Source organism: Enterobacter sp. BNK-16 (assembly GCF_048684955.1).
Taxonomy (GTDB): domain Bacteria; phylum Pseudomonadota; class Gammaproteobacteria; order Enterobacterales; family Enterobacteriaceae; genus Enterobacter; species Enterobacter bugandensis.
Genome location: NZ_JBLQTQ010000001.1, coordinates 138,496 through 154,110 on the forward strand (window position 1 = coordinate 138,496; position 15,615 = coordinate 154,110).

Annotated in this window: 19 protein-coding genes; 5 read left to right on the forward strand and 14 right to left on the reverse strand. The window is 57.2% G+C overall.

Translation table 11 applies throughout. The features are described 5' to 3' along the window. Positions 1-4: 4 nt before the first annotated feature. Positions 5-349, reverse strand: coding sequence for a nitrous oxide-stimulated promoter family protein (locus ACMGGH_RS00685; protein ID WP_047364429.1), 345 nt, complete (start codon positions 347-349; stop codon positions 5-7). A 175-nt stretch (positions 350-524) separates the two neighbouring features. Here ACMGGH_RS00685 and ACMGGH_RS00690 point away from each other — a divergent pair, with 175 nt between their 5' ends. Further along, the gene (locus ACMGGH_RS00690; RefSeq protein ID WP_041908449.1) at positions 525-755 is read left to right on the forward strand and encodes a SymE family type I addiction module toxin; all 231 of its coding nucleotides are present in this window, start codon (positions 525-527) and stop codon (positions 753-755) included. Between the two features lie 113 nt (positions 756-868). After that, entirely contained in the window at positions 869-3,430 is a 2,562-nt protein-coding gene (mutS, locus tag ACMGGH_RS00695; protein ID WP_045261242.1) for a DNA mismatch repair protein MutS, read from the forward strand. A 93-nt stretch (positions 3,431-3,523) separates the two neighbouring features. Here the strand turns inward: mutS and ACMGGH_RS00700 are convergent, their stop codons facing one another. From ACMGGH_RS00700 to ACMGGH_RS00710, 3 genes are read right to left on the reverse strand one after another with little or no spacing between them, the layout of a single operon-like run. Further along, positions 3,524-3,745, reverse strand: a complete 222-nt coding sequence (locus ACMGGH_RS00700) for a non-oxidative hydroxyarylic acid decarboxylases subunit D (RefSeq protein WP_003862116.1) — start codon at positions 3,743-3,745, stop codon at positions 3,524-3,526. Positions 3,746-3,755: 10 nt separating this feature from the next. Beyond that, positions 3,756-5,183 (reverse strand): non-oxidative hydroxyarylic acid decarboxylases subunit C, encoded by a 1,428-nt coding sequence (locus tag ACMGGH_RS00705; protein ID WP_193066132.1) that lies wholly within the window; start codon positions 5,181-5,183, stop codon positions 3,756-3,758. Then, the gene (locus ACMGGH_RS00710) at positions 5,173-5,775 is read right to left on the reverse strand and encodes a non-oxidative hydroxyarylic acid decarboxylases subunit B (protein WP_028014231.1); all 603 of its coding nucleotides are present in this window, start codon (positions 5,773-5,775) and stop codon (positions 5,173-5,175) included. The genes ACMGGH_RS00705 and ACMGGH_RS00710 overlap by 11 nt, the downstream gene beginning before the upstream one ends. Positions 5,776-5,948: 173 nt before the next feature. Here ACMGGH_RS00710 and ACMGGH_RS00715 point away from each other — a divergent pair, with 173 nt between their 5' ends. Next, positions 5,949-6,356 (forward strand): MarR family winged helix-turn-helix transcriptional regulator, encoded by a 408-nt coding sequence (locus tag ACMGGH_RS00715; protein WP_028014232.1) that lies wholly within the window; start codon positions 5,949-5,951, stop codon positions 6,354-6,356. Here ACMGGH_RS00715 and ACMGGH_RS00720 read toward each other — a convergent pair. Next, a complete protein-coding gene (locus ACMGGH_RS00720) occupies positions 6,353-7,240 on the reverse strand; it encodes a LysR family transcriptional regulator (protein ID WP_193050618.1) in 888 nt (295 codons plus the stop codon). The two genes, ACMGGH_RS00715 and ACMGGH_RS00720, sit on opposite strands and share 4 nt — an antisense overlap. A 108-nt stretch (positions 7,241-7,348) precedes the next feature. On the opposite strand from ACMGGH_RS00720, the gene ACMGGH_RS00725 reads away from it, so the two are divergent. Together ACMGGH_RS00725 and ACMGGH_RS00730 are read left to right on the forward strand one after the other, a co-directional pair. Then, positions 7,349-8,551: an MFS transporter gene (locus ACMGGH_RS00725; protein WP_193050570.1), complete on the forward strand. Its 1,203-nt coding sequence runs from the start codon at positions 7,349-7,351 to the stop codon at positions 8,549-8,551. After that, positions 8,548-8,925: a DUF4440 domain-containing protein gene (locus tag ACMGGH_RS00730; protein WP_041908440.1), complete on the forward strand. Its 378-nt coding sequence runs from the start codon at positions 8,548-8,550 to the stop codon at positions 8,923-8,925. Before ACMGGH_RS00725 ends, ACMGGH_RS00730 begins: the two co-directional genes overlap by 4 nt. A gap of 52 nt (positions 8,926-8,977) precedes the next feature. Here ACMGGH_RS00730 and rpoS read toward each other — a convergent pair whose 3' ends face one another. The 9 genes from rpoS to ACMGGH_RS00775 all read right to left on the reverse strand — a co-directional run bounded on the left by rpoS (position 8,978) and on the right by ACMGGH_RS00775 (position 15,605). Then, a complete protein-coding gene (gene rpoS, locus ACMGGH_RS00735) occupies positions 8,978-9,970 on the reverse strand; it encodes an RNA polymerase sigma factor RpoS (protein WP_013098493.1) in 993 nt (330 codons plus the stop codon). A 59-nt stretch (positions 9,971-10,029) separates the two neighbouring features. Beyond that, positions 10,030-11,154, reverse strand: a complete 1,125-nt coding sequence (nlpD, locus tag ACMGGH_RS00740) for a murein hydrolase activator NlpD (protein WP_041908436.1) — start codon at positions 11,152-11,154, stop codon at positions 10,030-10,032. Between the two features lie 116 nt (positions 11,155-11,270). Continuing rightward, positions 11,271-11,897 carry a protein-L-isoaspartate(D-aspartate) O-methyltransferase gene (locus ACMGGH_RS00745; RefSeq protein WP_028014237.1) on the reverse strand — a complete coding sequence of 209 codons (627 nt, stop codon included), beginning with the start codon at positions 11,895-11,897 and terminating at the stop codon, positions 11,271-11,273. Further along, the gene (gene surE, locus ACMGGH_RS00750; protein WP_028014238.1) at positions 11,891-12,652 is read right to left on the reverse strand and encodes a 5'/3'-nucleotidase SurE; all 762 of its coding nucleotides are present in this window, start codon (positions 12,650-12,652) and stop codon (positions 11,891-11,893) included. Before surE ends, ACMGGH_RS00745 begins: the two co-directional genes overlap by 7 nt. Then, positions 12,633-13,682, reverse strand: a complete 1,050-nt coding sequence (gene truD, locus ACMGGH_RS00755; RefSeq protein ID WP_045261236.1) for a tRNA pseudouridine(13) synthase TruD — start codon at positions 13,680-13,682, stop codon at positions 12,633-12,635. Before truD ends, surE begins: the two co-directional genes overlap by 20 nt. Then, positions 13,679-14,158: a 2-C-methyl-D-erythritol 2,4-cyclodiphosphate synthase gene (ispF, locus tag ACMGGH_RS00760; protein ID WP_006811766.1), complete on the reverse strand. Its 480-nt coding sequence runs from the start codon at positions 14,156-14,158 to the stop codon at positions 13,679-13,681. The genes truD and ispF overlap by 4 nt, the downstream gene beginning before the upstream one ends. Next, the gene (gene ispD / locus ACMGGH_RS00765) at positions 14,158-14,868 is read right to left on the reverse strand and encodes a 2-C-methyl-D-erythritol 4-phosphate cytidylyltransferase (protein WP_028014240.1); all 711 of its coding nucleotides are present in this window, start codon (positions 14,866-14,868) and stop codon (positions 14,158-14,160) included. Before ispD ends, ispF begins: the two co-directional genes overlap by 1 nt. A 19-nt stretch (positions 14,869-14,887) precedes the next feature. After that, positions 14,888-15,199, reverse strand: a complete 312-nt coding sequence (gene ftsB / locus ACMGGH_RS00770) for a cell division protein FtsB (protein WP_003862095.1) — start codon at positions 15,197-15,199, stop codon at positions 14,888-14,890. A 79-nt stretch (positions 15,200-15,278) separates the two neighbouring features. Further along, positions 15,279-15,605: a DUF3561 family protein gene (locus ACMGGH_RS00775; RefSeq protein WP_028014241.1), complete on the reverse strand. Its 327-nt coding sequence runs from the start codon at positions 15,603-15,605 to the stop codon at positions 15,279-15,281. Between the last annotated feature and the right edge of the window lie 10 nt (positions 15,606-15,615).

Below are 15,615 nucleotides of genomic sequence, written 5' to 3' on the forward strand. Positions count from 1 at the left end.
CGGTTCACTTTTTCGGGCGATACTTCTCCGGCAGTTCCGGCACCGGACGACGGTCATCCATCAGATGGCGGACGGTCAGAATGGGGTGACGCCATAACATACGCGGGCCTGCCCAGCGCATAATCTGCTTCATCTCTTCACGTCTGGCAGGCTGGTAGCAGTGCACCGGGCATTGTTTACAGGCGGGCTTTTCTTCACCAAAAACGCACTTATCCAGGCGCTTATCAGCATACGCGTTGAGCGCCTGATAATGCCCCGCTTCCTGAGAAGCCTGTGGACACTGCTTTGCGTACAACGCGATCATTTTCGCGATGGTCTCTTTTTCACGTGATATGCGTTTACCGGTCATAGCGACTTACCAAATAATAAGATGTATCAATAATACACTTTAAAACTGTGGATTTCAGGTGTTGCATTCCGTTTTCTGAAGCCTGATTCCACTATTAACCCTGCACCTCCTGAAAATCACTGGTATTTTATACAGGCATCAGGAATGACCGTTGTCCGTATAGTCTGGAGACCCTATGAAAGAGATCGCGATCGGCAAACCCTACCGCCATTTAAAAGTGGGATATTTCAGAAAACGTCACGAGGATCGAAAAACGAAGATACCAAAGCGATACAGCGTGCATGCGGCGCTGAGCTTAAAAGGAGACTGGCTTGAAAAGGCGGGCTTTACCACCAACTCTCAGGTCAGGGTGGGCGTTGAGCATGGAAAAATCGTCATTGAGTTAATGTCTGAAGGTGCCTCGTAAAGCCGCCACATTTTTCTGCGCCGTACCTTTTTTTCATGCGACAATAGAACGAACAAACGGCCAATGAGCCGCTCAAAACGGTTTATTTTCAAAGAAATGGACATCATAACTCCATGAGCACAATCGACAATTTCGACGCACATACGCCGATGATGCAGCAGTACCTGAAGCTGAAGGCACAGCATCCGGAAATCCTGCTGTTTTACCGCATGGGCGATTTTTACGAGCTGTTTTATGACGATGCTAAACGTGCCTCGCAGTTGCTCGACATCTCGCTAACCAAACGTGGCGCATCCGCAGGCGAGCCCATCCCGATGGCCGGTATCCCGCACCACGCGGTTGAAAACTATTTGGCCAAGCTGGTGAATCAGGGTGAGTCCGTTGCCATCTGCGAACAAATCGGCGATCCGGCAACCTCGAAAGGCCCGGTTGAGCGCAAAGTTGTGCGCATCGTCACGCCAGGCACCATCAGTGATGAAGCCCTGCTTCAGGAGCGCCAGGATAACCTGCTGGCGGCGCTGTGGCAGGACGGCAAAGGGTTTGGCTACGCCACGCTGGACATCAGCTCCGGGCGTTTTCGACTGAGTGAGCCGGCTGACCGCGAAACCATGGCTGCCGAACTGCAGCGCACCAACCCGGCTGAGCTGCTCTACGCCGAAGACTTCGCCGAAATGGCGCTGATTGAAGGCCGTCGCGGATTGCGCCGTCGCCCGCTGTGGGAATTTGAAATTGATACCGCGCGCCAGCAGCTGAACCTGCAGTTCGGTACCCGCGATCTGATTGGCTTTGGCGTGGAAAATGCTCCGCGCGGGCTGTGTGCCGCTGGTTGCCTGCTGCAGTACGTGAAAGACACCCAGCGCACCGCCCTGCCGCATATCCGTTCTATCACCATGGAGCGCCAGCAGGACAGCATCATCATGGATGCCGCCACGCGCCGTAACCTGGAGATCACCCAGAACCTGGCAGGTGGCGTTGAAAACACGCTCGCGTCGGTGCTCGACAGCACGGTGACGCCAATGGGCAGCCGCATGCTGAAGCGCTGGCTGCATATGCCGATTCGCGATACCGATACGCTTGTCTGCCGTCAGCAGACCATTGCCGCCCTGCAGGATCGCTATACCGAGCTGCAGCCGGTCCTGCGCCAGGTGGGCGATCTGGAACGTATTCTTGCCCGTCTGGCATTGCGCACCGCGCGACCACGCGACCTCGCGCGGATGCGACATGCTTTCCAGCAGCTGCCGGAGCTGCGTGCGCAGCTGAGCGACGTTGACAGCGCGCCGGTACAGAAACTCCGTGAAACGATGGGCGAATTCACCGAGCTTCGCGAGCTGCTGGAGCGCGCCATTATTGATGCCCCTCCGGTTCTGGTGCGCGACGGCGGCGTGATTGCCCCAGGCTACAACGAGGAGCTGGATGAATGGCGCGCGCTGGCTGATGGTGCGACGGACTACCTGGATAAGCTGGAAATCCGCGAGCGCGAGCGTCTTGGGCTCGACACGCTGAAAGTGGGGTATAACGCGGTACACGGTTACTACATTCAGATCAGCCGCGGGCAAAGCCATCTGGCGCCGATTCACTACGTACGTCGTCAGACCTTAAAAAACGCCGAGCGTTACATCATTCCCGAGCTGAAAGAGTACGAGGACAAAGTACTCACCTCGAAAGGTAAAGCCCTGGCGCTGGAAAAACAGCTGTATGACGAGCTGTTTGACATGCTGATGCCACACCTGGCTGACCTGCAGCTCAGCGCCAGCGCGCTGGCGGAGCTGGACGTGCTGGTGAACCTGGCAGAACGGGCTGAAACGCTGAACTATACCTGCCCGACCTTTACCGACAAGCCCGGCATTCGCATTACGGAAGGCCGTCACCCGGTCGTTGAGCAGGTGCTGAACGAACCGTTCATCGCCAACCCGCTGAGCCTGTCGCCGCAGAGAAGAATGCTGATCATTACCGGCCCGAACATGGGCGGTAAGAGTACCTACATGCGCCAGACGGCGCTGATTGCTTTGCTCGCGTATATCGGCAGCTACGTCCCGGCGCAAAAAGTGGAGATTGGCCCCATCGATCGTATCTTCACCCGCGTTGGGGCAGCGGACGATCTGGCGAGCGGTCGCTCAACCTTCATGGTCGAGATGACCGAAACGGCTAATATTCTGCATAACGCGACGGAGCACAGCCTGGTGCTGATGGACGAAGTGGGACGCGGAACCTCAACCTATGACGGCCTGTCGCTGGCCTGGGCCTGTGCTGAAAGCCTCGCGAATAAAATCAAGGCCATGACGCTGTTCGCCACCCACTACTTCGAGCTGACGCAGCTGCCGGAGAAAATGGAAGGCGTGGCTAACGTTCATCTTGATGCGCTGGAGCACGGCGATACCATTGCCTTTATGCACACGGTGCAGGATGGCGCGGCGAGCAAGAGCTATGGCCTGGCCGTTGCGGCGCTGGCAGGTGTACCAAAAGAGGTGATCAAGCGCGCTCGCCAGAAGCTGCGTGAGCTGGAAAGCCTCTCGCCGAATGCGGCGGCGACGCAGATTGATGGCACCCAGATGTCGCTGTTGGCACCAGCTGAAGAAACGTCGCCTGCGGTGGAAGCGCTGGAGAACCTCGACCCGGATTCACTGACGCCGCGTCAGGCGCTGGAGTGGATTTATCGTTTGAAGAGTCTGGTTTAGTTTTCTGCGGTCTGTTTTGTCGGGTGGCGGCTTCGCCTTACCCGACCTACAAAACCTTTAGGCCCGGTAAGCGCAGCGCCACCGGGCTTATTTTTACAACAGCGGCGGGATCGTCGGCACCTGCGGTGCTTCATCAATATCCTTCTGCGTCATGCGGAACGCTTCCGGGTAATGCTCGCGGCTGGTACGACGCAGCGGTTCGGTATCGCGCCAGGTATAAAGACAATGCTGGCACTGGTAAACGGTCCAGACCCCTTTCACCGGTGACGTCGCCATCACTTCAATATGCTCATCGGCACAACGTGGACAAATCATCTTTTCCTCCTTATTGGCGTGCTGCCAGCATCGCGGTCAGTTTTTCAGCCCAGGCTTTAGTTTCAGGCAGATCCTGTACCGGCTGGCTGTAGTGGCCACGGGTGTCCGGTGCAACAGGCGTGGTGGCATCAATAATCAGTTTGTCGGTAATGCCCGCCGGGCTGGAGCCAGGGTCAAGTTCAAGCACTGACATGTTCGGCAGCTGCACCAGATCCCCTGCCGGATTGACCTTCGATGAGAGCGCCCACATCACCTGCGGGAGGTTGAACGGATCGACATCCTCATCCACCATAATCACCATCTTCACGTAGCCCAGACCGTGCGGCGTGGTCATGGCGCGTAAACCGACCGCGCGGGCAAAACCACCGTAGCGTTTTTTGGTGGAGATAATTGCCAGCAGACCGTGGGTGTACATCGCGTTCACCGCCTGCACTTCCGGGAATTCCGCCTTCAGCTGCTGGTAAAGCGGCACGCAGGTGGCTGGTCCCATCAGATAGTCAATCTCGGTCCACGGCATGCCGAGGTAAAGGGATTCGAAGATCGGTTTGGTGCGGTAAGAAACTTTGTCGATACGGACCACCGTCATATTACGGCCACCGGAATAGTGTCCGGTAAACTCGCCGAACGGCCCTTCGATTTCACGTTTGCGGCCTTCAATCACCCCTTCCAGGATCACTTCAGACCCCCACGGCACGTCGAAGCCGGTCAGCGGCGCGGTGGCAATCGGGTACGGGCTTTCGCGCAGCGCGCCGGCCATTTCATACTCAGACTGATCGTATTTCAGCGGCGTGGCGCCCATCAGGGTGATGATCGGGTCGTTGCCGAGAGTAATCGCGATCGGCAGATCTTGTCCGCGCTCTTCCGCTTTGTGCAGATGGAGGGCGATATCGTGCATCGGTACCGGCTGCAGGCCGAGCTTGCGCTTGCCCTTGACCTCCATGCGGTAGATCCCGACGTTCTGCTTGCCGAAATGGTCCGGGTCGAGCGGATCGCGCGAGACAACGCACGCTTTATCGAGATAAAAACCGCCGTCACCGTCGTTCAGGCGAAACAGCGGCAGGATATCGAACAGGTTAATGTCTTCACCGTCGACCGTATTTTGCGCCCAGGCCGGGTTAGCGCGGCGCTCCGGCGTAACGGGGAATTTATCCCAGCGGCGAATAAACTCGTCGATCTGATTTTTTACCGGGGTATACGCTGGCAGCCCCATCGATATGGCGTGGTTTTGCCACGAGCCGATGGTGTTCATCACCACGCGGGCATCGGTAAAGCCACGAATATTGTCGAACCACAGCGCGGGCGCGCCGTCGCCAATACGGCCTGTGGCGTTGGCTGCCGCCGCCAGATCCGGCTCCGCATTCACCTCTTCCTCAATTTTCAGCAGTTGCCCTTGCTCATCGAGCGCCTGCAGGAAGCTTCTCAAATCATCAAATGCCATCTTTGTTCTCCTGTGAAAAATGTTTCGCCTCCCGCAACCCGTTCCATCGGCGCGCCTTTTTGTGCTCCAGACCAAACTGGTCGAGCACACGGGTGACGATATGCTGGGTGATGTCATCGGCGGTTTGCGGGTGGTTGTAATACGCAGGCATGGGCGGCACCATCGCCACGCCCATGCGGGAAAGCGCCAGCATGTTCTCCAGATGAATGGTGCTGAGCGGCGTTTCGCGGGGAACGAGCACCAGCTTGCGGCCCTCTTTCAGCACCACATCTGCCGCACGGCCCACCAGCCCTTCGGCGTAGCCCGCGCGGATCCCCGCCAGCGTTTTCATGCTGCAGGGAATGACGATCATGCCGTCGGTGCGAAACGAGCCGGAGGAGATGGTGGCGGCCTGGTCAGCCGGGCTGTGAACAACGTCAGCCAGCGCAGCAACGTCCTGCACGCTGTAAGGCGTTTCCAGCTCAATGGTTGTTTTTGCCCACTTCGACATGACCAGATGGGTCTCTACCTCCGGCATTTCCCTCAGCGCCAGCAGCAGCGCCACGCCCAGCGGAGCCCCCGTTGCTCCTGTCATTCCCACGATCAATCTCATTCATCACCTCAATCAATTTGTTCGTGCACGAACATTTAAAGATAAACTACTCCCGGATCGCTCTACTGACAAGATCGTTCGCACACGATCACATTAATTGCTAAAAAATCCCGCGTTATCATCCCGGGCTTTAGCGGCTATCATAGGGGGTGATTTTTTCTGTCGGAGTGTTCATGGAACTAAGACAAGAGGCGTTCCACCTGTTACGTCAGCTTTTTCAACAGCATACAGCTAAGTGGCAACATTCCCTGCCGGAACTGACCAAGCCGCAGTATGCGGTTATGCGCTCCATTGCCGAGCACCCGGGCATTGAGCAGGTGGCATTGACCGAAGTGGCGGTCAGCACGAAGGCGACGCTGGCGGAGATGCTCAGCCGAATGGAGGCGCGCGGGCTGGTCAAACGCGAGCACGATCCCGCAGACAAGCGCCGCCGGTTTGTCTTCCTGACGCCGGAAGGCGAAGCCCTGCTTGCAGACTGCCAGCCGGTCGGCAACGAGGTGGATGAGGCGTTTTTAGGGCGTCTTAATAAGGCCGAACGGGAGCAGTTCTCTGCGCTCATCAAAAAGATGATGCACGATTAATTCACGCTGGCGCGCATAAAATCAATAAAGGTGCGCACTTTCGCAGGCACGTGCCGGGCATCCGGATAAACCGCGTGGATGCCCTGCCGCGCGAAGGTATATTCCGGTAAAACCGGGACCAGTTTTCCCGCATCAAGCGTATCGCGCACCAGCCATTCCGGCAGTAACGCCACGCCACTTCCCGCAAGCGCAAAAGCCATAAGCGCCTGCGCGCTGTCGGCAAACAGGCGCGGCGCTTTTTTTATCTCAAGCATTTCAGACGCACCGCTGGCATCTTTTACCTGCCAGCGCAGCGGCGACGCTAAGCGCTCGTGAATAATCCAGTCGGCTTGCGCCAGCTGCGCAAGCGATTCAACCGGATGATTCATCCGCCATTCCGGCGTCGCGACGGGCAGGATGGAAAAATGTGAAATCAATGCGGCGTGGTAGCGCGAGTCGGTAAGCGTTCCCAACCGAATAGCCACGTCAAAGCGCTCTGAGATCAGGTCGGCATGGAGTGAAGACGAAACATGACGCACGCGAAGCTCCGGGTGCAGCAGGCTAAACCTTGCCAGCAACGGTACCACGACCCGCGAACCATACTCAGGCGTGGTGGTGATCCGCAATTCCCCCGTGAGTCCTGCATGATTCGCGCGAACATCATCCTGCAGCCGTTCTGCGTCCTTCAGAAGCGCCACGCTGCGCTGATGAAAAAGCGCTCCCGCCTCGGTTAACGTCAGGCGGCGGGTGGAGCGCAGCAGCAGCGTCACCCCCAGCTCGGCTTCGAGCTGGCGAATATTGAAGCTGACCACGGCTTTTGTCAGGCCCAGCGCATCGGCTGCGGCAGTAAAGCTGCCGGTATCGGCCACCGCAACAAACATCTGCGTCCGCTGTAGGTTAATCATCATTACGCCTTTTACCGTCAAAATTTTTTTGACAGTATATCGCGCTTTGTCAGGTTTATCCGTGCTTCCGGGGTCGATACGATACGCCACCTCACGGGAGGATCCACCATGACGTATCGCAGCAAAGTCGCCGCTGTCTATCTGCTGGGCTTTTTTCTTGATTTGATCAACATGTTTATTGCCAGCGTCGCTTTTCCGGCGATGGCGCAAGCTCTTAACGCCACGCCTTCAGCGCTTGCCTGGGTCAGTAACGGGTACATTGCCGGCCTGACGCTGGCGATCCCGTTTAGCAGCATGCTCACGCGCCGCTTCGGACCAAAGCGGGTCATCCTGATCTCGCTTTTTCTGTTCAGCGCGGCTTCTGCTGCGGCAGGCTTGTCTGCAACGCTGGAAAGTCTGATCGCCTGGCGCGTGCTGCAGGGCGTGGGCGGTGGCTTACTGATCCCCGTCGGACAGGCGCTGACCTGGCAACTGTTTCAGCCTCACGAGCGAGCCAGACTCTCCTCGGCGGTCATGCTGGTCGCGCTGCTTGCTCCCGCCTGCTCCCCCGCTATCGGGGGCCTGCTGGTCCAGATGCTAAGCTGGCGGTGGATATTTTTCGCGACGCTTCCGGTGGCCATCGTGACCTTTTTGTTGGCCTGCCTGTGGCTTAAACATGAAATACCCGCGATGAAAGCGGCCAGGCTGCTCAACCTGCGGTTGCTCGCGGACCCGCTTTTGCGTTTTGCCATGCTTGTCTATGTATGCGTTCCTGGCGTATTTATCGGGGTGAACGTTACGGGCATGTTTTATCTTCAGCACGAGGCGAACATGAGCCCAGCCGCAACGGGTATGCTCATGCTGCCGTGGTCCGTGGCATCGTTTATCGCCATCACGGCGACGGGACGCTATTTTAATCGTATCGGCCCACAGCCGCTGATTGTTATCGGCTGCCTGCTGCAGGCGACGGGCATTCTGCTTTTGCTTAACGTCAGTTCGGCTACGCTGCTTCCTGTCGTTGCGTTTACGCTGATGGGCGCGGGGGGAAGCCTGTGCAGCAGTACCGCTCAGAGCAGCGCTTTTCTGACAACGCGCCGGGAAGAGATGCCGGATGCCAGCGCGCTGTGGAATCTCAATCGTCAGTTGAGCTTTTTTGCCGGAGCCCTGCTGCTGGCAGAGGTGCTGAGTCTGGCGCAGAGTTATCTGGCGCCGCTTGCCGCATGGCACGGAATGTTTCTTTTTGCCGCAGGCATGACCCTATTGCCTGTACTGTACGTTTTCCGACTTAACAATACGCAGGTGCTCGCACAGCTGCGACAGGAGAATTCATGACGCCTTTTGAACACGACATTATCGACCTCCACATTGCGCTTGAAAACTGGTTAGGCAAAGGCGAAGGCGACTCCGACGCCCTGCTCGCCCGTTTCCGGCCAGATTTTCTGATGATCCCACCGGGTGGCGTTCATATCGACTATCACGGCCTTGTGGACTTTCTGCACAGTCAGCGAGGAAGCCGCCCCGGACTGAAGATCGTCATTGACGAATTATCCACGATCGAGCGCTGGGATCGTGGCGCGCTACTGCACTACCGGGAGACGCAAACCCGGCCGGACCTGCCCGTCAACGTGCGCTGGTCAACCGCGGTGCTTAATCAGGAAGGCGGCGGGATTACATGGCGTCTGCTGCACGAAACGGCCCAGCCGTAGCACAAAAGAAAAAGGCCCGTCTCACGACGGGCCTTTTTTGACGAAAGGATGCTTATTCGCGGAACAGCGCTTCGATATTCAGACCTTGCCCCTGCAGGATTTCACGCAGGCGGCGCAGACCTTCTACCTGAATCTGACGAACACGTTCACGGGTCAGGCCAATTTCGCGGCCGACGTCTTCCAGTGTCGCAGCTTCATACCCCAGTAAACCGAAACGACGTGCCAGCACTTCACGCTGTTTGGCGTTCAGTTCGAACAGCCATTTGACGATGCTCTGCTTCATGTCATCGTCCTGCGTGGTGTCTTCCGGGCCGTTGTCTTTTTCATCGGCCAGGATGTCCAGCAGCGCTTTTTCGGAATCGCCACCCAGCGGGGTGTCAACCGAGGTAATGCGCTCGTTGAGACGCAGCATACGGCTTACGTCATCAACCGGTTTGTCGAGTTGTTCGGCAATTTCTTCTGCGCTTGGCTCGTGGTCCAGTTTATGGGACAACTCGCGCGCGGTACGCAGATAGACGTTCAACTCTTTGACGATGTGAATCGGCAGTCGGATCGTACGGGTCTGGTTCATAATAGCCCGTTCGATGGTCTGACGAATCCACCAGGTCGCGTAGGTTGAGAAACGGAACCCGCGTTCCGGGTCAAACTTCTCAACTGCGCGGATGAGACCTAAGTTGCCCTCTTCAATCAGATCCAGCAGAGCCAGACCACGATTGCCGTAACGGCGGGCAATTTTCACGACCAGTCGCAGGTTACTTTCGATCATGCGACGACGCGAGGCAACATCACCACGCAAAGCACGACGTGCGAAATAGACTTCTTCTTCGGCCGTTAGCAGTGGAGAGTAACCAATCTCCCCAAGGTAAAGCTGAGTCGCGTCCAGTACACGCTGTGTGGCGCCCTGCGATAACAGCTCTTCTTCAGCCAAATCGTTATCACTGGGTTCCTCTTCTACTAAGGCTTTTTCGTCAAAAGCCTCTGCTCCGTTCTCATCAAATTCCGCGTCTTCATTTAAATCATGAACTTTCAGCGTATTCTGACTCATAAGGTGGCTCCTACCCGTGATCCCTGAACGAGACACCCTGGCTGGCATGCCCCGTCAATTTATCGCTGCGGCAAGTACTGCAGCGGGTTTACGGATTTCCCCTTGTAACGAATTTCAAAATGCAAGCGTGTAGAACTGGTTCCGGTGCTACCCATGGTAGCGATTTTTTGCCCCGCCTTAACTTCTTGTTGTTCCCGGACCAGCATTGTGTCGTTATGGGCGTAGGCACTCAGGTAATCATCGTTATGTTTGATGATAATCAGATTACCGTAACCGCGCAGCGCGTTACCGGCATACACAACGCGTCCGTCTGCGGTCGCGATGATAGCCTGTCCTTTACTGCCTGCGATATCGATCCCTTTGTTCCCACCCTCAGAGGTTGCGAAGTTCTCGATAATCTTGCCGTCGGTTGGCCAGCGCCATGCGGTGATGGACGAACTGGCATTCTGACTGCTTGCAGTCGGTTCAGTAGAGCTAACCACAGGTGCCGTGGTCGGTGCTGTGACAACAGTCGCAGTCCCTTTATTATTCGGCAACATTTTGTTAGCAGTCTGATCACCTGAATCCTCAGAATACGTAATTACAGGTTGTGAAGCAACCACCGTGGTGGATTTTTGTGCAGGCTTAACGCTGTTATTTTGAGCCGTCACATCGGCCGCTGAAACCGTATTGCCAGGCGTCAGTGGCGTACCCGTTGCGTTGCCCACCTGGAGCGTTTGGCCAACTTCCAGAGCATACGGGGCCTGGACGTTATTGCGCTGCGCGAGGTCACGGAAATCGTTCCCGGTGATCCAGGCAATGTAGAACAGCGTATCGCCGCGCTTCACGGTATAGGTGCTGCCGCCGGTATAGCTGCCTTTCGGAATGTTCCCATACTGACGGTTATAGACTATGCGGCCATTTTGGGTCTGAACAGGCTGTTCAACTGGCTGAATCTGCGTTGGCTGTGTAACAGGATGTTGCACAGGCTGAATTTGTGGTGTTTGCTGCGGCGCAGCAGTACCCATTTTAGGCGGAGGCGTGATTAACATTCCGCTGGACGTGTTACCGGAGCCGCTGTTTCCCCCGACGGAACTGACGGGCGCAGGCGCGTTATTGGAACTTGTACAGCCTGCCAGCCAGAGCGAAACCAGTGATAATGCCGCAACACGGCTGATGGTGAATTTAGGGCTTCCCGCGCTCATTTATCCCCCAGGAATGTGTTAACTACCAGTGACTTAAAATTTACCGTGATGACACGAATCTTTCGCGCCACACCATACGCTGAATTTGCCTTAATAACCCTGGATAAATCCGAGTCTCAGGCCAACTCCCCCTTTACCAGAGGCACAAAGCGCACGGCTTCCACGGTGTCGATAATATACTCGCCGCCGCGCCGACGAACGCGCTTTAATAGCTGCTGCTCGTCCCCGACGGGCAGAACAAGAATGCCCCCCTCATCCAGCTGCGACAAGAGCGCAGCGGGAATTTCAGGCGGAGCCGCCGTCACGATGATAGCGTCAAACGGGGCGCGAGCCTGCCAACCCTGCCATCCATCACCGTGTCGTGTCGAAACATTATGTAAATCAAGTTGTTTCAGGCGACGACGCGCCTGCCATTGCAAACCTTTGATCCGCTCTACGGAACAGACATGGTGTACCAGATGCGCCAGGATGGCGGTCTGATACCCCGACCCGGTGCCAATCTCCAGCACGCGTGAGTCGGGCGTGAGCTCCAGCAGCTCCGTCATCCGCGCCACCATATAAGGCTGCGAAATCGTCTGGCCTTGCCCGATGGGCAGCGCTACGTTTTCCCACGCTTTGTGTTCAAACGCCTCGTCTACAAATTTCTCACGCGGGACCTGAGCGAGCGCTTCAAGCACGTGCTCGTCGCGGATCCCCTGTGCGCGAAGTTGTTCCAGAAGAGTTTGTACACGTTTGCTTACCATTGCGCGTTCACTCCTGCGCGATCCAGCCAGCCCGACACCACATCATGCGCGCTATACGCGGTTAAATCTACGTGCAGCGGAGTGACCGAGACATAGCCTTCATCCACGGCAGCAAAGTCGGTGTCCGGACCCGCATCGCACTTATCGCCAGGTGGCCCGATCCAGTAAAGCGTGTTGCCGCGAGGATCCTGCTGCGGGATCACCTGATCGGCCGGATGCCGGCTTCCGCAGCGCGTAACGCGAATGCCCTTAATTTCATTGAGAGGAAGATCCGGCACGTTGATGTTCAGAATGCGCCCGGTACGCAGCGGCTCGCGGCCGAGCGCCCGCAGGATCGAGCAGGTCACCGCGGCGGCGGTATCGTAGTGCGTGTGGCCGTTTAACGAGACCGCCAGCGCCGGGAACCCCAGATGGCGCCCTTCCATTGCCGCCGCTACCGTTCCGGAGTAAATCACGTCATCGCCGAGGTTCGGCCCGGCGTTAATGCCGGAGACGACGATATCCGGACGCGGGCGCATCAGCGCGTTCACGCCCAGAAACACGCAGTCCGTCGGCGTGCCCATCTGCACGGCAATATCGCCATTTTCAAAGGTAAAGGTGCGAAGCGACGACTCCAGCGTCAGTGAGTTAGACGCTCCACTGCGGTTACGATCGGGGGCCACGACCTGCACATCCGCAAATTCACGGAGGTGCTTCGCCAGGGTCTGAATGCCCGGCGCGTGGATCCCGTCATCGTTACTCAGCAATATTCGCATAATCACCTGAGGTGTTGATTAGTTCCCTGACAACACTGGTGGCAAAGCTACCTGCCGGCAGCCAGAAGCGTAACTCGACGGTCACGTCATCCCACCAGTTCCAGCTTAACTGCTGCGGATAGAGCAGCATCGCGCGGCGCGCTGCTTCGACTTTTTCCCGCACCAGCAAGGATTGTAATTCCGGCGCATCCGCCACGGCGGACTGCTCAGCGCTCAACGCGTCGCCCTGGGTGCCCCAGTCGCCTGAGCCCGGCAAAGCTGCGGTAATCATCAGCGCTTTGGCATCCACGCGCGACTGCACATCGGCCATTTCTTCGGCCGTTGCCACAAACCAGCTTCCGCGTCCCGCTAATTGTAGCGCATCGCCAACAACAACTTGATTCGCGTCCGGTTTTTTCAGCCTTTCGCTCACAATCTGATTAAACAACGCGCTGCGGGCCGCCGACAACCAAAAACTGCGTTTATTCCTGTCGCGCACCGGCGCATCGCTTTGCGCCCAGCGCAGCGCGCCCTGCAGGTTGCTGCCGCCAATGCCAAAGCGCTGCGCGCCAAAGTAGTTCGGAACGCCGCGTTCATTAATGGCGTTGAGACGTTTTTCAACGTCTTCACGGTTAGTCACTTCGCGCAGCACCAGCGTAAATGCGTTGCCTTTCAACGCCCCCAGGCGCAGCTTGCGCTTGTGGCGGGCGTACTCCAGCACCTTACAGCCTTCAAGCTCAAATTTGCTTAAATCAGGCATCGCATTGCCGGGCACGCGGGCGCAGAGCCACTGCTCGGTGACAGCGTGTTTATCTTTCTGCCCGGCAAAGCTCACTTCCCGGGCGTGAATTTTGAGGAATTTTGCCAGCGCGTCGGCCACAAAGCGGGTGTTGCAGCCGTTTTTCAGAATACGCACCAGGATATGTTCGCCTTCGCCATCGGGCTCAAAGCCCAGATCCTCAACCACGAGGAAATCTTCCGGGCTGGCTTTCAGCACCCCGTTCCCCTGCGGCTTGCCGTGCAGGTATGTCAGGTTATCGAAGTCCGTCATTTTGCCGCCTTCACCAGCAGCGCCACGGCTTCACAGGCAATCCCTTCGCCACGACCGGTAAAGCCCAGCTTCTCCGTGGTGGTGGCTTTGACGTTGACGTCGTCCATATGGCAGCCCAGATCTTCAGCGATAAATACGCGCATCTGCGGAATGTGCGGCAGCATTTTCGGGGCCTGGGCAATAATCGTCACGTCGACGTTGCCGAGTGTGTAACCTTTCGCCTGAATACGGCGCCACGCTTCGCGCAGCAGTTCGCGGCTGTCCGCCCCTTTAAAGGCCGGGTCGGTGTCCGGGAACAGCTTGCCGATATCACCCAGCGCGGCAGCGCCGAGCAGCGCGTCGGTCAGCGCATGCAGCGCCACGTCGCCATCAGAATGCGCCAGCAGCCCTTTTTCGTAAGGAATACGTACGCCGCCAATGATAATTGGGCCTTCTCCGCCAAAGGCGTGTACATCAAAACCGTGTCCAATTCGCATTATGCCTTCTCCTGATGGGTCGAACGGGTAAGATAAAATTCCGCGAGCTGTAAATCTTCCGGGCGCGTCACTTTTATATTATCAGCGCGCCCTTCAACAAGCGTGGGGTGAAAACCGCAATACTCCAGCGCGGAGGCTTCGTCCGTGATGGTCGCGCCTTCATTAAGGGCACGCGTTAAGCAGTCGTGGAGCAGTTCGCGGGGGAAAAATTGCGGCGTCAGCGCGTGCCATAAGTCGACGCGCTCAACGGTGTGGGCGATGGCACGCTTGCCCGGCTCGGCACGCTTCATGGTATCGCGCACCGGCGCGGCCAGAATGCCGCCCACTTTACTGGTTTCGCTCAGCGCCAGCAGGCGTGCCAGGTCGTCCTGATGCAGGCACGGACGTGCCGCGTCATGGACCAGCACCCACTGGGCGCTTCCGGCAGCCTGAATGCCCGCCAGCACGGAATCGGCGCGCTCGGCGCCGCCATCAACGACGGTAATCTGTGGGTGGTTTGCCAGCGGCAGCTGCGCAAAGCGGGCATCGCCGGGACTGATGGCGATGACCACGTGCGTCACCCGCGGGTGCGCCAGCAGCGCCGCCACGGCGTGCTCAAGGATCGTTTTATCGCCAATTGAGAGGTACTGCTTGGGACATTCTGTCTGCATGCGCCGGCCAAAACCTGCGGCCGGCACCACGGCACATACGTCCGAAAAAGTTGCTGCCATGTCGTAATCCTGGGCCTGATTATCGATTGTTTTGTGCTGAGCCCTGATTGCGTTTAGACGCATCCGGAACCAGACGATAAAAGGTTTCGCCCGGCTTAGTCATACTGAGTTCATTGCGTGCGCGCTCCTCAATCGCCTCCTGGCCGCCATTGAGGTCATCAATTTCAGCAAAGAGTTGATCGTTACGCGCCTTAAGTTTGGCATTTGTTGCCTGCTGAGCCGCGACGTCATCGCTCACCCGGCTGTAGTCGTGCAGCCCGTTCTTACCGAACCACAACGAATATTGCAGCCAGACCAGCAAAGCCAGCAACAGCAGCGTTAGTTTACCCATCCTGCCCCCTGAAAAAACGGCATCATCATCCCATAACTTTCCGTTCGACTCTACTGCGGGGTTTTAATTATGTCGCAAGTTAGCCCATCAGCCATAAAAACAGCAGGCCAAAGATGACGACAACGGTGGCAATCGTGATAACCGTACTGTACAGGAGCTTGCCGTTGAAAAGGGAGTGCAGCGCAACCCCGACAACGACCGCAACGGGCATCAGCGCCAGAAAGAAGGGCCAGGTGTAGAGAAAGAAGAAAAGGGTGTTACCACCGTAGATCAAAAACGGGATACCCAGCGCCAGTAACCACGACGCAAAGCCGACTATCGCCCCAGGGAAGGACCAGGTCGTCTCATTGTCGGTGGTTAACGGTTCCGACCCGGTGGTGATAATGTAGTTTTCACTGTTGCGCATAGCTAATCCT

Coding starts and splice junctions, on each gene's coding strand:
- ACMGGH_RS00685 (WP_047364429.1), bottom strand. CDS start 349: ATGACCGGTAAACGCATATCACGTGAAAAAGAGACCATCGCGAAAATG.
- ACMGGH_RS00690 (WP_041908449.1), top strand. CDS start 525: ATGAAAGAGATCGCGATCGGCAAACCCTACCGCCATTTAAAAGTGGGA.
- mutS (WP_045261242.1), top strand. CDS start 869: ATGAGCACAATCGACAATTTCGACGCACATACGCCGATGATGCAGCAG.
- ACMGGH_RS00700 (WP_003862116.1), bottom strand. CDS start 3,745: ATGATTTGTCCACGTTGTGCCGATGAGCATATTGAAGTGATGGCGACG.
- ACMGGH_RS00705 (WP_193066132.1), bottom strand. CDS start 5,183: ATGGCATTTGATGATTTGAGAAGCTTCCTGCAGGCGCTCGATGAGCAA.
- ACMGGH_RS00710 (WP_028014231.1), bottom strand. CDS start 5,775: ATGAGATTGATCGTGGGAATGACAGGAGCAACGGGGGCTCCGCTGGGC.
- ACMGGH_RS00715 (WP_028014232.1), top strand. CDS start 5,949: ATGGAACTAAGACAAGAGGCGTTCCACCTGTTACGTCAGCTTTTTCAA.
- ACMGGH_RS00720 (WP_193050618.1), bottom strand. CDS start 7,240: ATGATTAACCTACAGCGGACGCAGATGTTTGTTGCGGTGGCCGATACC.
- ACMGGH_RS00725 (WP_193050570.1), top strand. CDS start 7,349: ATGACGTATCGCAGCAAAGTCGCCGCTGTCTATCTGCTGGGCTTTTTT.
- ACMGGH_RS00730 (WP_041908440.1), top strand. CDS start 8,548: ATGACGCCTTTTGAACACGACATTATCGACCTCCACATTGCGCTTGAA.
- rpoS (WP_013098493.1), bottom strand. CDS start 9,970: ATGAGTCAGAATACGCTGAAAGTTCATGATTTAAATGAAGACGCGGAA.
- nlpD (WP_041908436.1), bottom strand. CDS start 11,154: ATGAGCGCGGGAAGCCCTAAATTCACCATCAGCCGTGTTGCGGCATTA.
- ACMGGH_RS00745 (WP_028014237.1), bottom strand. CDS start 11,897: ATGGTAAGCAAACGTGTACAAACTCTTCTGGAACAACTTCGCGCACAG.
- surE (WP_028014238.1), bottom strand. CDS start 12,652: ATGCGAATATTGCTGAGTAACGATGACGGGATCCACGCGCCGGGCATT.
- truD (WP_045261236.1), bottom strand. CDS start 13,682: ATGACGGACTTCGATAACCTGACATACCTGCACGGCAAGCCGCAGGGG.
- ispF (WP_006811766.1), bottom strand. CDS start 14,158: ATGCGAATTGGACACGGTTTTGATGTACACGCCTTTGGCGGAGAAGGC.
- ispD (WP_028014240.1), bottom strand. CDS start 14,868: ATGGCAGCAACTTTTTCGGACGTATGTGCCGTGGTGCCGGCCGCAGGT.
- ftsB (WP_003862095.1), bottom strand. CDS start 15,199: ATGGGTAAACTAACGCTGCTGTTGCTGGCTTTGCTGGTCTGGCTGCAA.
- ACMGGH_RS00775 (WP_028014241.1), bottom strand. CDS start 15,605: ATGCGCAACAGTGAAAACTACATTATCACCACCGGGTCGGAACCGTTA.